This window comes from Flavobacterium sp. GNP001, from assembly GCF_054343775.1.
This window is the reverse complement of sequence record NZ_JBTGUX010000001.1, coordinates 2,536,100-2,552,564: the sequence shown is the minus strand read 5'-3', so window position 1 is coordinate 2,552,564 and position 16,465 is coordinate 2,536,100. Positions and strand designations below refer to the sequence as shown.

The 16,465-nt window shown below is 35.9% G+C and carries 16 protein-coding genes and 1 tRNA gene; 12 read left to right on the top strand and 5 right to left on the bottom strand.

Going from position 1 to position 16,465, the window contains the following annotated elements; genetic code table 11:
• Positions 1-35 precede the first annotated feature (35 nt).
• From ACXX8U_RS10935 to ACXX8U_RS10915, 5 genes are all read right to left on the bottom strand, one after another.
• Positions 36-2,771, bottom strand: a complete 2,736-nt coding sequence (locus tag ACXX8U_RS10935) for a BamA/OMP85 family outer membrane protein (protein WP_458565873.1) — start codon at positions 2,769-2,771, stop codon at positions 36-38.
• Positions 2,704-3,444, bottom strand: a complete 741-nt coding sequence (gene uppS / locus ACXX8U_RS10930; protein WP_166133143.1) for an undecaprenyl pyrophosphate synthase — start codon at positions 3,442-3,444, stop codon at positions 2,704-2,706. Before uppS ends, ACXX8U_RS10935 begins: the two co-directional genes overlap by 68 nt.
• A gap of 3 nt (positions 3,445-3,447) precedes the next feature.
• On the bottom strand, positions 3,448-4,122 hold the full coding sequence (porG, locus tag ACXX8U_RS10925) for a type IX secretion system protein PorG (protein ID WP_458565872.1): 675 nt from the start codon (positions 4,120-4,122) through the stop codon (positions 3,448-3,450).
• 169 nt (positions 4,123-4,291) lie between these two features.
• Positions 4,292-5,176 carry an NAD kinase gene (locus ACXX8U_RS10920; protein ID WP_458565871.1) on the bottom strand — a complete coding sequence of 295 codons (885 nt, stop codon included), beginning with the start codon at positions 5,174-5,176 and terminating at the stop codon, positions 4,292-4,294.
• A 50-nt stretch (positions 5,177-5,226) separates the two neighbouring features.
• Entirely contained in the window at positions 5,227-5,886 is a 660-nt protein-coding gene (locus ACXX8U_RS10915) for a CBS domain-containing protein (RefSeq protein ID WP_458565870.1), read from the bottom strand.
• A 115-nt stretch (positions 5,887-6,001) separates the two neighbouring features.
• Between ACXX8U_RS10915 and ACXX8U_RS10910 the strand changes: the two genes are divergently transcribed.
• From ACXX8U_RS10910 to clpX, 12 genes are all read left to right on the top strand, one after another.
• Positions 6,002-6,715, top strand: a complete 714-nt coding sequence (locus ACXX8U_RS10910; protein ID WP_458565869.1) for a pyridoxine 5'-phosphate synthase — start codon at positions 6,002-6,004, stop codon at positions 6,713-6,715.
• A 148-nt stretch (positions 6,716-6,863) separates the two neighbouring features.
• Positions 6,864-7,643, top strand: a complete 780-nt coding sequence (locus ACXX8U_RS10905; RefSeq protein ID WP_458565868.1) for an alpha/beta fold hydrolase — start codon at positions 6,864-6,866, stop codon at positions 7,641-7,643.
• Positions 7,644-7,683: 40 nt separating this feature from the next.
• The gene (locus tag ACXX8U_RS10900; RefSeq protein ID WP_458565867.1) at positions 7,684-8,028 is read left to right on the top strand and encodes a phage holin family protein; all 345 of its coding nucleotides are present in this window, start codon (positions 7,684-7,686) and stop codon (positions 8,026-8,028) included.
• Positions 8,029-8,751: 723 nt separating this feature from the next.
• Positions 8,752-9,138, top strand: a complete 387-nt coding sequence (locus tag ACXX8U_RS10895) for a heavy-metal-associated domain-containing protein (protein ID WP_458565866.1) — start codon at positions 8,752-8,754, stop codon at positions 9,136-9,138.
• An 84-nt stretch (positions 9,139-9,222) separates the two neighbouring features.
• A complete protein-coding gene (locus ACXX8U_RS10890) occupies positions 9,223-9,693 on the top strand; it encodes a TlpA family protein disulfide reductase (protein ID WP_458565865.1) in 471 nt (156 codons plus the stop codon).
• 5 nt (positions 9,694-9,698) lie between these two features.
• Complete coding sequence (locus ACXX8U_RS10885; RefSeq protein WP_458565864.1) at positions 9,699-10,214, top strand: heavy-metal-associated domain-containing protein; 516 nt, start codon at positions 9,699-9,701, stop codon at positions 10,212-10,214.
• 6 nt (positions 10,215-10,220) lie between these two features.
• The gene (locus ACXX8U_RS10880) at positions 10,221-11,024 is read left to right on the top strand and encodes a hypothetical protein (RefSeq protein WP_458565863.1); all 804 of its coding nucleotides are present in this window, start codon (positions 10,221-10,223) and stop codon (positions 11,022-11,024) included.
• 235 nt (positions 11,025-11,259) lie between these two features.
• Positions 11,260-11,994 (top strand): DUF3347 domain-containing protein, encoded by a 735-nt coding sequence (locus tag ACXX8U_RS10875; protein ID WP_458565862.1) that lies wholly within the window; start codon positions 11,260-11,262, stop codon positions 11,992-11,994.
• Between the two features lie 217 nt (positions 11,995-12,211).
• Positions 12,212-12,283 (top strand) — tRNA-Glu (locus ACXX8U_RS10870).
• Positions 12,284-12,718: 435 nt separating this feature from the next.
• On the top strand, positions 12,719-14,044 hold the full coding sequence (locus tag ACXX8U_RS10865; protein ID WP_458565861.1) for a trigger factor: 1,326 nt from the start codon (positions 12,719-12,721) through the stop codon (positions 14,042-14,044).
• Between the two features lie 420 nt (positions 14,045-14,464).
• Entirely contained in the window at positions 14,465-15,139 is a 675-nt protein-coding gene (gene clpP / locus ACXX8U_RS10860; RefSeq protein WP_166133171.1) for an ATP-dependent Clp endopeptidase proteolytic subunit ClpP, read from the top strand.
• A gap of 77 nt (positions 15,140-15,216) precedes the next feature.
• Positions 15,217-16,449 (top strand): ATP-dependent Clp protease ATP-binding subunit ClpX, encoded by a 1,233-nt coding sequence (gene clpX / locus ACXX8U_RS10855; protein ID WP_458565860.1) that lies wholly within the window; start codon positions 15,217-15,219, stop codon positions 16,447-16,449.
• The last annotated feature ends 16 nt before the right edge of the window (positions 16,450-16,465 follow it).

Here is a 16,465-nt window from a genome sequence, read left to right as displayed (position 1 = left end):
ATCAATATTTTATTAAATGATGGGTGTTATCAGTTCTAAAACTGTTGTCCAATGATAAAGTGCGTTTCCCATCCGTTTGCTTTTGCTTGTCCTGGTAATGCATCAAATCCGTGTCCGAAATCAATACCTAATAAACCAAAGGCTGGCATGAACACGCGCAGACCAATACCTGCTGAACGGTTTAACGCAAATGGATTATAGGTTTTAAAATCACTAAATGCTGCTCCACCTTCTAAGAACGCTAAAGCATAAATAGATGCAGAAGATTTCAATGTAATAGGATAACGTAACTCCAAAGAGAATTTGTTGTACACTGTTCCTCCTATTTGTTCTCCTCTCTCATTAGTAGGAGTAAGGGAGTTGTTAGGATAACCTCTTAATTGAATATTCTCACGACCGTCCATTGCAAAGTTAGCTAAACCATCACCTCCTAAATAGTATCTTTCAAAAGGTACATCTCCACGTGCTTGGTCATAAGCACCTAAGAAACCAAACTCAGACAATACGCGTAAAACGATTTTACCATACAGTTTAGTATAGGTATCTGCTTTGAATTTTACTTTATAATATTCTAACCAATTGAATCGTTTTTGATCTACTTTACTTTGGTCAGCTGCAGCCAAACGGAAGTCTTTTTCTTCTACTTTGTTTCCATTTGCATCTACATAATCCCCAATTGCCACGATGTTTCCATTAGCATCGGGAACATTTTGTCTATCAGTTGTATTTCTTAATTTGTATTCCTTTTGATCACCTAGTGTAGCATAATCCACTCCATTAAACAAAGAGTATGGTGGTGTAACTTTTGCCGAAAGGCTAAATTCTGAACCATAGGTTGGAAATATCGGGTTGAATCCTTTACTATTTCTAGTTAAAGCTACTGTGTACGCTAAATTACGAGAAGTTCCGTTACCAAAGGTAAAAAGACCTGTGTTGTAATTGTTTAATGAGTAGTGTTGGTAACTTACAGATTGTGATAGTACAAAGAAATCATCTGGAACTGTTAGCCTTTTTGCTAGTCCTACAGATAAAGTAAGAATGTCAAAACTTCTGGTTCTATCCGCTCTTTGAGTGATAAAGTTATTCAAAAATTGTTTACTATAAGACAATGAAGTACTGAAAGAAACGGGTTTTTTACCTCCAAACCATGGCTCAGAAAATGATAAACTGTAGGTTTGAAAAAAGGTACTTGCTTGCAAACGCAGCGATACTTTTTGGCCGTCTCCCATAGGTAATGGTTTATAGGCTTCCTTATTAAACATATTTCTCGCTGAGAAGTTGTTGAATGATAGTCCGAGTGTTCCAATAAATCCGCCGCCACCGTAACCACCTTGTAGTTCGATTTGGCTAGATCCTTTTTCTACTAAGTTGTATTCAATGTCTACTGTTCCTGCGCCAGAATCTACATTTTTAAATTTAGGATCAATCGCTTCTGGATCAAAGAAACCCAATTGTCCGATCTCACGAATTGTACGAACCAATTCTTCCTTACTATATTTTTCTCCAGGTTTGGTTTTTAATTCGCGGTAAATTACGCGGTCATTTGTTTTATCGTTACCTACTGCTGTAATTTTGTTAAAGTAAGCAATCGGCCCTTCGGTAATCCTAATTTCAAAATCGATAGTATCATTTGCCGTTTTTACCTCAACAGCATTTACATTAGAGAATAAATAACCACTGTTTTGATATAGGTTGGTAATGTCTTCACCGTCTGGTTTTGTTTTGTCAGCGATTCGTTTTTCAAGTAATACACCGTTGTAGGTATCACCTTTTTTAATTCCAATTAGTCTTGATAAACCTTGATCAGTATAAATTGTATTACCTAAAAATTTAATATCTCCAAAGTAGTATTTGTTTCCCTCTTCTAATTTGATTTTGATATCTAAAGCATTTTTTTGTTCGTTGTAAACAACAGAATCAGATACAATTCTGGCATCACGAAAACCTCTTTCTTTGTAAGAAGCAATTACTTTCTCAAGATCAGTTTTGTATTTGTCTTTGATGAATTTCGAAGCTTTTAAAAATCGAATCGGATTTTTTTGCTTCGTATCTTTCATGGCCTTGCGAAGTTTTTTATCAGAGATTTTGTTGTTGCCTACAAAATCAATCGAGCTGATTTTAATTTTTGCGCCTTTATCAATGCGAACTAGCATGTTTACTTGGTTTGTCGCGCTAGTATCTTTAGTGGTGTTGATGTTTACTTTTGTATTAAAAAAACCATCTTTACGGTATTTATTTTCGATATAATTTTTAGTAGTAGTAATTAAATTTTCGTTTACTACTTTTCCTTTATTTAAAGAGTTGTCTTTAATAAGGCCTTCTATCTTACTTTTTTTAACACCAACAATTTTAACTTGGTTTAATTTAGGCAGTTCAACAATATTTAAGTCTAAATAGATACTGTCGTTTTGTACTTTATTTACGTAAAAAGAGATTTCGTCAAATAATCCTAGTTTGCCTAATTTTTTAATTGCTGCACTAATTTGCTCGCCCGGAATTGTTATTTCCTGACCTTTTTGCAAACCGGTAAATGTAACTACCGTTTGGCTATTAAAACTTATGTCACCTACTACAGCTACATCTGCTAAAATGTATTTTTTTCCTTGATCAAACGGAACACGATCTTGTGCTTGAGATTGAAAAAAACTGATAAAAAATAAAACGCTAAGTACGGTTTTGATGCTCTTATTTAACACTAAAAAATTATTTAATTTGTTCACTTGTTTTTCCAAATCTACGTTCTCTTTTTTGATAACTAATGATAGCCTCATATAAATCCTGTTCTTTAAAGTCTGGCCACAATATATCAGTAAAATATAACTCTGAGTAGGCTATTTGCCACAGCAAGAAATTACTTATTCTATGTTCTCCACTTGTTCGTATTAATAAATCTACGTCGGGTAAATTTTGCGTGTAAAGATGCTCATTAATAATTGAATCGTCAATACTGTCTATTGAAATTATATTATTTTTAACTTTACTACAAATCTTCTTCATTGCAGATACTAGCTCTTCTCTGGAACCATAACTAAGGGCCAAAGTTAAGGTCATTTGGGTGTTGTTTTTTGTTTTTTCCATAACATCCAACAACTCTTTTTGCGCAGATTTTGGCAGCATTTCTAAATTACCAATTGCGTTGAGTTTGATGTTATTTTTTTGCAGGGTAGTCAATTCTTTTTTTAGTGAATTGATTAAAACTTTCATCAATGTTTCTACCTCAAGTTTGGGTCTGTTCCAGTTTTCTGTCGAAAAAGCGTAAAGCGTTAAAAACGGAATGCCCAATTTTGCAGTTGCTTCAATAATCACTTTCACAGATTTTGTTCCGCTTTGGTGTCCTAGAGCTCGAAGAAGCCCTTGCTGTTTTGCCCAACGTCCATTACCGTCCATAATGATGGCAAGATGTTGTGGTAATCTTTCTTTATTGATCGTTTCTACTAAATTCATTTTTTATTCTGCACAATAACAGGGCGACTTACCAAAGGTGTAGGTAAGTGTTAGTCCTGAAAAAACGTACCAATCATTATTATTTATATTCCCAAATTTTTCATTAAAACTTCCGTCCATGTTATCGCTTTGGCTGTATCTTGCTCCTGCTTCTATCGCCAAGATAAATTGGGGCATTACGGTAGCTTTCAGTCCAACAATCATCGGAATCGCAATTGATTTTTTTCGTCGGCTTCTTCCCGTTATTTTTACATCCGCAAAGTCATTTGTCAAAGTAAAACTATCAAAAAAGTAACTTAAGCCTGATGCAACATAAGGAGTAAGTTTTGGCTGTCCTTCATGCAAATTAAAGTCGAAAAAATTAAATTCAAGACCTAAAGACAATTCTTTTACATCATTTTCTAAGTTGAAGCCGCGTTCGTACCTACTTGCTTCCTTTGAGTCAAAGTCTCTAGAGCTAATTTGCGACTGTACATATGAAATTCGATACGAGTGTCTCGGACTTTTATTCCACTTATACAAAATTCCAATTGCAGGTTCATTGGGATTGATGTAAGTCGTTGGCCCGATGTCACCTATGTAATTACTCCCGCCTAGAAAAACGCCAATCTCATGAATTTGAGCTTGTAGGTTTGTCAAGGAAAACAGACTTAGAAAAATAATAAAAATCTTCTTCATTAAATCAAAAATTGCGTGCAAATATAATAATAATCACTTCGATACAATGCCCAATCTGTTAAATGTGCGTTTTTTTAATAATTAGTACTTTAAGCGCTTTTAAATAAAGGGATTGTTTTGTTAAAACGTCAAAGATTGAGAAAATTGTATCTACGCAGTTTATTTCGACTTAATTGCGTTTGTCTTGTCCCCAAAGTAATTTGTTTCTAAGGGTTTTTAGGAATGTTTCGCCGGGAATTTCGACCATGTTTATGTAAAAAGGAGTTTTCTTTAAAGTCAGTATAGATTCGTTTTTTATTGAGGTGACTCTTGAATCTAATGAAACTAAATAATTCTCCTCGCGACCAGATACTTTTAGTTTTATTTCTGTTTCGTCAGGAACAACTAGTGGTCTTGCGGTTAAGTTGTGTGGTGCAATTGGCGTAATAACAAGGCTTTTTACATCGGGGGTTAAAATGGGTCCGCCACAACTTAAAGAATAGCCTGTGGAGCCAGTAGGTGTTGATATGATTAAACCATCAGCCCAATACGAATTCAAGAATTCACCGTTTAAATACGTATCTATGGTAATCATAGAGGTAGTGTCTTTGCGGCTTACCGTAATTTCGTTCATGGCAAAATTCATTTCTTCGATTGCTTCATTGCTTGGTGTGCAGTGCAAACTTAGTAAAGCGCGTTTAGAGAGCGTATATTTTTTATCAATTACAAATTGCATGAAAGAGGCAATATTTTCTTTTTGAACCGTAGCCAAAAAGCCGAGTCTCCCTGCGTTTATGCCTAAAATAGGGATTCCTGAGTCGCGAACCAAAGTAGCGGCTCTTAATATGGTACCATCACCACCAATACTTATCAGCATATCAAAGCTACTGTCTAGTTCGTAGTGATTTGAAAATGTTTTGTACCCTGCAGCCACTAATTTCTTTTCATCAAGTATTTGCATGAAGTTTGATTCAATAATCAACTCGACATTATTCTTGTTGAAAAAATCAAAAATGTCGTTTATAATAGGTTCCGTGCTGTTTTGATAATATTGACCGTAGATTGCTACTTTCATGATTTTATATGTCGGGTTTAAAGCTGCGCTTGTTGTTTTTAAGGTGCTCCTTATATATTTAAATACTTATCTAAATAATCAGAGCGTTCCTTTAAGTTATTAATGTAATTGTCTTCTTGATGGTCTGACAAAATCTCGTAATTGTATCGTCTAAAGGTTTGAATGATTTCGTTCATGGCGCCCAAAGAAATTTTTAAGGTAACGACTATGCTATCAACTGCCGATTCCGAAACGAATAAGCCAAGAAGTTTACCATTATTACTTTCCACAATTTGAGTGATCTGACTCATCGAGTATTCTAAAATTGGTTTTTGAACTACAATGATTCCACCCGGTTCTTTCAAAAATGGTGTCTCGTGAAAAAATCGCATGACATCCTCCATTTCGTAATAACCAACATAGTTATTATTTGGATCTAAAACGGGTACCAAATTAGTATGGTTTTTGGCAAAAACTTCTAAAACATCTAGCCAAATAGTTGTAGTTCGTACAAAAAAGCCTTCGAGAGTAAAACGGTAATCAATGATTTTTTTATCACTGTCAAAGGTCTCGCTATCCTCGGCAGCAATACAGCCCAAATACACGCCATCTTCTACCACCGGAAAGTGAGAGAACGCAATATCACTAAAAAAGTCCTGAACCTCCGCAATAGTTTCTTGGCTGTCAAGGGCTTTATAGTCGTTGTTGATAAATTGGAGTAGTTCTGTCATAAGTTTGCAAGCAATATTTCATGCAAAATAATCAAAAAATAGCAAAATCTCCTAAGTTTTACTTTGTATTTTTGCTTTCAATTAAACACTAGTAAATCAAACTAAACCTGTATTCATGACAAAGTTAAGTGTAAACATCAATAAAATAGCAACTTTACGAAATGCTCGCGGTGGCAATGTGCCTGATTTGTTAAAAGTCGCTACCGATATTCAGCGATTTGGCGGTCAAGGAATCACCATTCACCCAAGGCCTGACGAACGACACATCAGGTATCAAGATGCGCGCGATTTAAAACCGATTGTTTATACCGAGTTTAATATCGAGGGTAACCCGCAGCATAATTTTATCGATTTGGTTTTAGAGTGTCAGCCTACACAAGTTACCTTGGTACCTGATGCCATTGGAGCTATCACTTCTTCGGCTGGCTGGGATACGGTTAAAAATCAAGCTTACTTGACCGAGATGATTCAGGAATTTCAACGCCACAACATTCGGACTTCTATTTTTGTAGATCCACGACTCGATATGATCGAAGGCGCAAAAAAAACAGGTACTGATCGAATCGAACTCTATACCGAAGCTTTTGCACACCAATACAGTTTGGGTAATACTTCAGCCATTGAACCGTATATCGCTGCGGCCGAATTGGCCAATGAATTGCAGTTGGGTATCAATGCCGGACATGATTTAAGTCTGGATAATATTCAGTTTTTCAAACAAAATATCCCGGGACTTTTAGAGGTTTCTATTGGACATGCTTTAATTTCTGAGTCTTTGTATCTCGGACTAGAGAATGTCGTTAATATGTATCTTCAAAAATTAAAATAAAATAATTGGGGCGTGACCCTGCTTCCACTAGCGTTGCAGCAGGGTCGGGCTATCCGCTACAAGTCCTCACAAAACTGCATTGCATTCCGTTTTGTTCCGGGCTTTCTGCTACTATCCCTCACGCGAGCCCACCAAACTCTTGACTTTTATGGCTACAACACCGCTTTTACATAGTGTTATTTTAAACCCTACGGCAAGTCCAGTGCTCCTTATTTTACACGGATTTTTAGGCATGTCAGACAATTGGAAAACCCTAGGAGCCCAATTTGCTGAGCAATATCAAGTACATTTACTCGATTTGCGCAATCACGGCCGTAGTTTGCACACCATGGAATTTAGTTATGATTTGATGGCGCAAGATGTAGTGGCTTATTGCCAAGCGCACAATATACAAAACGCTACTATTTTAGGACATTCCATGGGAGGAAAAGTAGCTATGCTACTCGCTTGTTCGCAGCCTGATTTGGTTAATAAATTAATTGTTGCTGATATCGGACCTAAATTTTACCCACAACACCATCAAGATATTTTGGCAGGACTCAATGCGGTCGATTTTTCAACCCAACCAAGTCGCGCAGCTGTCGAGGCTATTCTTGAAACGTATATTCCTGATTTCGGAACGCGTCAATTTTTAATGAAAAGTTTGTACTGGCAGCAACCTGGGCAGCTCGGCTTTCGATTTAATTTGGCTGCTTTCAATGCCAATCTTGAAGCGGTTGGTGTACCATTAACAGAGTCTGCTCGTTTTGAAAAACCTACATTGTTCCTTCGTGGTGGAAATTCAAAATACATTTTAGATAGCGACATCGAAAACATTCAAGAACATTTTCCGCAATCTACTATCGAAACGATTCCTAATGCTGGTCATTGGTTGCATGCCGAAAATCCTGCAATGTTTTACCAACTCGTTATTAATTTTTTATCATAATCAAAAATCAATTAACCCAACCTCTTAAAAACAAACAAAAATGAATTTACTCATAAAAATTATCGTTACTGCGCTTCTTGTTGTCATCTTGTCGCACTTTATGCCGGGTGTTCGCATTGCCGGTTTTACAACAGCGCTTATTGTTGCTGTAGTGCTAGGATTGTTGAACATCTTTATAAAACCAATAATTGTGTTCTTCACCTTGCCGGTAACTGTGCTTACTTTAGGTTTGTTTCTATTAGTCATCAATGCATTAATGGTATTGCTTTGTACAAAAATTGTTGGCGGTTTTCAGATTGATGGTTTTATAACAGCCTTTTTGTTTAGTATCATATTATCGGTTTTACAATCAGTGATGAACCTTATTTTAGGTGTTAAAAAATAAATTAGGGCCATAATCAGGAGTTTTTTTGGCTACTTAGCCGTTTTTGTATCTAATGATTTGAATCTCGATGCGTGGCTGTTTTAAAACAGTGTAGGTATCGAGATTTTTTTTAACTGCATTTTTAACAGCTATTTAGCAGTTAATAACTTGTTCGCACGTGTCTTTTTAATACTTTTGTACTGTTGAATTTGTAACATGACAAAAAGAATTTACATTTTGCTCTTCCTAGTTTTTGGCTTCTTGATGATGCCGAGTGACGCTATGGCTTGTAGTCAAAAAGTCGAAATGTCCTGTTGCAAAAAGAAATCAGCAACATCGTCAACTGACAAAAAGTGTTGTAAAAAACAATCCTCTGCGTCAAAAGATTCTTCTAAAAAGTGCAATGGTGCCTGTAAAGATTTATCTTGTGGTACTTCAAGTTTGGTTCTAGGCCTGACTAACGCTATTGATTTTGATTTTAAGTCGATAGTATTTGGTTTTTCAACAAAACAAACTCCTCATTTTTACACTAAAGTGTTTATTTCAAATGATTTTAGTGCTATTTGGCTTCCACCCAAAATAAGCTAAATTCTTTTGGCAACAGCCAAAAGTGTGTTTTCTTCGTATATCCTTAAAAGGGTTCGAGTATTTTCAAAAAAGAATGGACGGATTTATAACTATTTGGCTGTCGCCTTATCTTGTTATTTCCCTATTCTAAATTTTCAATTATTTAAAATCAAAACAATGAAATCAATTCAAAGAATATTGATGGCAATAACTTTATTGTTATCTGTAGTAGGTGCTAGTGCGCAAATTAAAAATTCAGTTACCGAGAAGGTAAAAATCAACGGAAATTGCGGTATGTGTAAAAGCAATATCGAAAAAGCGGGTTCTGTTAAAAAAATTGCAACCGTAGTGTGGGATAAAGACACTAAAATGGCAACGCTAACTTATGACAGCAAAGTAACATCACAAGATGAAATTTTGAAACGAGTAGCGGCTGCTGGTTATGATAGTGCTCGTTTTAAAGCTGCAGATGAGGTGTACAATAATTTACATGGCTGTTGCCAGTACGATCGTGAAACAAGTTTAGATACTGCTCCAGCTGTGAAAAAGGAGTTTGAAAACTAAAAAAACAACTTTTAATTTAAAAACTAAAGTTGTGGTAAGGTTATTGGGATTATTCAATAAATTGAAATTTAAAAGAAAAGAATTATGAAAAAATTAGTGATAATGTTGTTTGTAATACTAGGTATGACAACAGCGAATGCGCAATTAAAAATAGGAGATGCAATGCCGAGTTTTCAACTTTTGAATCAAAAGGGAGTAAATGTTTCGGGTGCGTCTTTCAAAGGTAAGGTGATTTTGGTTGATTTTTGGGCATCATGGTGTGCGCCATGTAGAATTGCTAACAAAAAATTAGGGCCTTTTTACAACGCCAATAAATCAAAGAATTTTGAGATGATCGGAATTTCGATTGATACTAAAAAAGACAAATGGTTGGCCGCAATCACAAAAGACAAGTTGTCAAATGTACAATTGATTGATCCAAATGGTTTTGAGGCAAAGGTTGCGGCGCTTTTTGGCGTAGAGCAATTACCAAGTGCTTTCTTGTTTGATAAAAACGGAAAGTTAGTAGCAATAAACCCGAGTTTGGATGAAATTTCAGCTCAATTAAAAAAATAAAAGTGATGAAAAATAGTAAAATAAAAATCGTTTTAACCGCTATGCTATTTGTTTTAGCTGTGGTTCAAGGTAACGCGCAAATTTCAAAAGCGGAGATTATAGCAACAGGATTAACGTGTTCGATGTGTTCTAATGCTATCAACAAGCAATTGAAATCAATGCCTGAAGTAGAAAGTGTATCGACTGATTTGAATACCAATACGTTTACGGTACAATTAAAAGCAAATAATACTTTAACGCCAAAAGCGTTGAAAAACAGTATTGAGAAAACTGGTTTTTTTATTGGTTCGTTAGTATTAACTGTTGATTTGGGTGCGGTAAATACACAAGAAAATGAAAAAGTACAAAGTAAATCAGGAACCTACGTGTTTGTAGAAAAAGGTAAAAAAGCTACAGGACCTATTCAAATGCAGGTGCTTAACGAAGGTTTTGTAACTAAAAAAGAATTCAAAAAGTCGGCAAAAATGCTCGCCAAGTACGCTGATGTTTTAGCACAAGAGAATACGTACTTGGTAAAGTAAATGTAAATGAAGTATTCTATTTTATTGGTGCTGGCCTTTTTCACGATACAAATCAATGCACAAGAATTATTTGTAATGACAGAGCCGGCCAGCAACATGCCAACAGGAGCAATTGGTGTGCGTCAAGCCTCAATGCTAACTTGGAATAAGCAAGGAGAGACTGATTTTCATGCCATGCCTGAGGTCATGTGGGGAGTTAATAAAAACTGGATGGTTCATGCTACAGCTTTTTTGAATACCACTCAGGAGCAATTCAAGTTACAAGGCGGAAGCGTGTATGCCAAATACCGCTTTTTTTCGAGTGACGATTTGCATAGTCATTTTCGTTTGGCGGCATACGGGAGATTGAGCACTAATAGCGCACCAATTTTTCAAGAAGAAATTGAAACTATGGGAATGAACTCGGGTTACGAAACAGGTTTGGTCGCAACGCAATTGCTAAACAAAACAGCAATAAGTGCTACAGTAAGTTATGAGCGCGCCTTGAATAATGGCGACTTTGTTTTTCCTGCTTTGCAATCTAACAGTGGTTTGAATTATTCCTTATCAATTGGTCAATTGTTGCATCCTAAAAAATATACTAGTTTTGAGCAGACTAATATTAATGCAATGGTTGAGTTTTTAGGTCAGCGCCTAAATGAGAATGGTAAATCTTATCTGGATGTTGTGCCGTCAATTCAATTTATTGTGAATAGTCAGGCCCGAATAGATTTGGCGTACCGTCATCAACTTTATAGTGACATGAGCCGAATGGCAACCAATAGTGTGTTGTTGAAATTAGAGTATACTTTTTTTAACACCACCAAGTAAACAGGTAAAGTAGTTAATTAGAATAATAATATCCGCTGGTTGAAATTATTAAAAACGTCAGTTCGTGTGTTTTTTGTGTAGTAAAACGGAACAAAAAAAGTATCGAGAACCGTTTTTAATGAAATTTTTCTTGTTCTCGATACTTTTTTCTATCGAAAAAAACTCGAACTGACGAAAAATCATAATTAAAAACTAATTGCATCCAACGGGCTAATAAAATCAAACATAAAAATAAATGAAAAACACAATTATAGCAGTCTTACTAGGGGCAATAGTTACTGTTTCCTGTAATCCTAAAAACAATTCGGCAACAGAAACTAAGGAATCTAAATCAGAAAAAAGTGCGGAATTATACGCGTGTCCGATGCACCCGAATGTAAAAGGCGAGAACGGTGCCGAGTGTCCGGAATGTGGCATGGAACTGACGGAGAAAGTAGAAGTGAAGGCTGCCTCAGATAGCACCGTCATTACTGAAGACACGTTGGAAGATGAAGTTTCGTTACGAAAAATTAAGACTCGCGGTGAAAAACAACAAGCTTTCCCGACGGATCAAATAGTGGCTGATTATTTAAAAGTGAAAAATGCACTAACAAAAGACGATTCTGGAAATGCAGCGGCACTAGCAAAAAGTATGAAGGCTAATTTAGACAAAGCAAAGTCGAGCTCTACTGATAAAAAAGCAGCGGCTGAATACGCTAAGTTGGTAAAAGAAATGAGAGAAAACGCTAGTTATGTAGGAGGTTCTTCAGGAGGCTTAAAGGAGCAGCGAGAATATTTTGCAAAACTAAGCAAAAACATATTCGATTTTATTAAAGCTTACGGAACCTCGCAGGTTTTATATCAAGATTATTGCCCAATGTACGAGAATGGTAAAAGCGGCTATTGGATAAGTGAAACAAAGGATGTGGTCAATCCGTATTTTGGTGCAGAGATGTTGAATTGTGGCCGAAGAATTGGTGTTGTACAGTAATAAATTAGTAATGCTACTACAAGAAGCTGGTTTGATTGAATAGCCAGCTTCTTTAAGGTAGTGCAAAATCAAATTTATTTTTTGCTAAAAGAAATACATTAGCTAGCTTATTTACAGCGAATTGTATTTTTTGGGTGAAAAAAAAGTAGATTTTTTTTTAAAATGGTGTTGCAACATTCAAAAAAAGTTCTAATTTTGCACCCGCAATACAAAACAAGGCCCGTTCGTCTATCGGTTAGGACGCATGGTTTTCATCCATGTAAGAGCGGTTCGATTCCGCTACGGGCTACAAAAACGCAAGTATTAAGAAAGATTATCTGTATTATTTTGCAACTGTACGCAATTAGTTAAAGCCTCAAGAAGTAATTCTTGAGGCTTTTTTTATTGTGTTAAATTGAATTTTCTGGTATTTTGGAAAAGTGTGCGAATAATTTTTCTTGATTTTAGTAAAGTCGTGTTCGGGAATTTTGCCGCGTGAAGGATGGCAGTTGAGCTCTTTGGGGTTTTGTCCCGCAGGGCAAAACCCCAAAAGCGGGAACGAACAGCCTGACGCACCATAGAGAAACGGCGGTGCGGCACGCCCAAATGAGTCGAATTATCATGAGTTGTATAAGTGAAAAGATAGTGAATTTCAGGGCTAAAGGTTGGTTGTGAAAAACTTGGTTAGCGTGTAAAAATTTTATAATTTTGCCAACCGAATTTCTAATGTAAAGTAAAGAACAAGATGGATATCAAAAGAGTAGCAATAGACGCAGTAAATGAGAAAATTGTAATGACAGTTGTACACATGGATTACAAAGGTCAAGTAGCAAAAAGAATCAACGAGAAAATGCCTTTGGCTACTGTAAAAGGATTTAGAAAAGGGCAAGTTCCTAAAGATCTTGTCGAAAAACAATACGGAAAAAAAATCAAACAAGAAGAAGTACAAAAAGTAGTTGACTTGGCGCTAGAGCGTTTTGTGCAGTCTGAAAGATTGAACCTTCTTGGAACTCCACTACCAATCGCTAATGAAAACTTTGATTGGGATGCTGAAGAATTAACTTTTGAGTACGAAATTGGTTTAGTGCCAAATTTCACTTTAGACTTAGAGGCTAAAAACGAAATCGTAAAATATGTAGTTACTGCTGACGATAAATTAATTGATGGTCAAGTAGCTAGAATTCAAAAACAATTTGGTACTGCTATTCCACAAGAAGTTGTAGCGGCTAACAGCGATGTTACTGGTACTTTTGTAAATGAAGAAAAAGGAATCAATAATAGTACTACAATTGCAGCAGATCTTTTTAAAGATGCAGCTACATTTGAATTGTTTATTGGTAAAAAAGTAGGTGATGTTGTAACAGTAAACACTAGCGGTTTATTTGAAGATGATCACCAATTGATGGATGTAATGAAAGTGGCTCATGATGACGTTCACGGTTTAGCAGTTGATGTTCAATTCACTATTGAGGCGATCAACACAGCTGAATTGGCTGAATTGAACCAAGAGCTTTTTGATAAATTATTTGGTGCGGGTGTAATTTCTACTCTTGATGAGTTGAAAACTAAAATCAAAGAAGATGCTGAAAGCCAATTCGCGCAACAAGCAGATCAAAAATTATTAGGCGATGTTACAGAATGGTTAATTGAAAACACAAAATTCGATTTGCCAGCTGAATTCCTAAAAAGATGGTTGCAAACTGTTGGTGAGAAAAAATTAACTCCAGAAGAAGCTGAAGTTGAATATGCACGTTCTGAAAAAGGATTGCGTTTTCAATTGATCGAAGGTAGAGCTATGGCACAATCTGACATCAAAATTACTTTTGAAGACTTGAAAACGTTTACTACTAAAAACATTCGTTTGCAAATGGCTCAGTTCGGACAAACAAATCCAACTGACGAAGAAGTGCAAGGTATTGTAGCTCGTGTTTTATCAAACCAAGACGAGGTAAAAAGACTTTCAGACCAAGTTGTTGCTGAAAAATTATTAGAATTATTCAAAGAAAAAGCAAACCCAACTACTAAAGAGGTTACTTACGAAGAGTTTATTGCTGCTTCATACGGAGAATAAATCCTAGTCGTAAAGTCAAATGTCATAAAGTCAAAAGTTGAAAAATCGGAAAACAATTTCGTTTTTTGTTTCAAATTTTAAGATTTTATTACAAATGCAAAACAATAAAAAATAGTTATATTTGAGCGTCAGAAAATTTTTTTTGGCGCTCTTTTGTTTGAAATGAATAGCTTATTTTTTCAGGAGCCAATCCAGCTTTACGTTCTAAGTTTTTTCTTCCGTTTCGGTTTTTTTAAATTCCTGCAAGAGCTTCCTTTGGTCGCTTTGCATGAATAAAAAAACTAAAAAACGGAATTCAAAAAGCTTTCCACTTCAATCTGGGCTAAAAACAAGACATATTGGCACCAATTCGAAAGAGGTACAACCTTTGCGTTGTTTACAATTCAAACATTAGACTTACAAACTTTTAAACCTATACAAATGAATTACGGTAAAGAATTTAAAAAATTTGCTACAAAGCACCAAGGGGTAAATGCCATGTATTACGATAAAATCGTTGCAGCAATGAACCCAACAAATATGACACCTTATATTATTGAAGAGCGTCAATTAAACATTTCACAATTAGATGTTTTTTCTAGATTGATGATGGACAGAATTATCTTTTTGGGAACTGGAATTGATGATCAAATTGCAAATATTGTACAAGCACAGTTGTTATTCCTAGAAAGCGCCGATGCTTCAAAAGACATTCAAATTTACTTGAATTCTCCTGGAGGTAGCGTTTATGCTGGTTTAGGAATTTATGATACCATGCAGTACATTAAGCCTGATGTAGCTACAATTTGTACAGGTATGGCAGCATCTATGGGTGCAGTATTATTGTGCGCTGGTGCCGAAGGAAAACGTTCAGCATTGCCACATTCGCGTGTTATGATTCATCAACCATCAGGTGGAGCACAAGGTGTTGCTACTGATATGGAAATCAATTTAAGAGAAATGTTAAAACTAAAAGAAGAGTTATACAATATTATCTCGCACCACTCTGGACAATCATTCGAAAAAGTACACGCTGATAGCGAACGCGATTACTGGATGAAAGCAGATGAGGCAAAAGAATACGGAATGATCGACGAAGTGTTGAGAAGAGGATAAAAAAATAGTTTCAGGTTTCAAGTTTAAAGTTATTATGGAAACTTTAAACTTGGAACTTTAAACTTGAAACAAAAAATATGGCGAAAGAAAAATTAGAATGTTCGTTTTGTGGAAGAAAAAAGCCAGAAACTAAATTATTAATTGCAGGTATTGAAGCGCATATTTGCGACAAATGTATTGAGCAAGCGCATGGTATCGTTTTGGAGGAATTAAGAACTTCAGGTAGCAGCGCGCTAGCAAGCGATTTGGTTTTGCAAAAGCCGAAAGAAATAAGAGCGTTCTTAGATCAATATGTAATTGGTCAAGACCAAACCAAAAAAGTAATGTCGGTAGCCGTTTACAACCACTACAAACGATTGATGCAACAGCAGCAAGACGATGAGGTTGAAATTGAAAAAAGCAACATCATCATGGTAGGGCAAACTGGAACCGGAAAAACATTGGTGGCTAAAACCATCGCGAAAATGTTAGATGTTCCTTTGGCTATTGTTGATGCTACTGTGTTAACCGAAGCAGGATATGTAGGTGAAGATGTAGAGAGTATTTTAACGCGTTTACTACAAGCTGCTGATTATGATGTGGCGAAAGCGGAACGTGGAATCGTATTTATTGATGAAATAGATAAAATTGCACGTAAAAGCGACAACCCATCTATTACACGTGATGTATCTGGCGAAGGAGTACAACAAGCGTTACTGAAATTATTAGAAGGAACCGTTGTGAATGTGCCACCAAAGGGCGGACGCAAGCACCCAGACCAAAAATTTGTTGAGGTAAACACACAAAATATTCTGTTTATTGCCGGTGGTGCTTTTGATGGTATCGAAAGAATTATTTCGAAACGATTGAACCGTCAGGCTGTAGGATATTCTACTTCAAAAACAGCAGATGCCATTGACAAGGACAATTTATTGCAATACATTATTCCAAAAGACATCAAAGATTTTGGATTAATTCCAGAAATCATTGGTCGTTTGCCGGTACTTACACACATGGATCCTTTAGATAGAGCAACTTTGCGTTCTATTTTGACAGAACCTAAAAATGCCTTGATCAAGCAATATGAAAAGTTGTTCTTAATGGATGATGTAACTTTTACCATTACCAACGAAGCCTTAGATTTTATTGTTGATAAAGCCTTAGAATACAAATTAGGTGCTCGTGGTTTGCGTTCCTTATGCGAAGCTATTCTAACTGATGCTATGTATGAATTACCAAGTTCAGATGATAAAGTACTCGAGATCAATCAAGAATATGCAGAGGAAGCTTTGAGTAAAAATCTGTTGAAACGTTTGGAGATTGCTTCATAATAAATCAATTTCTCAG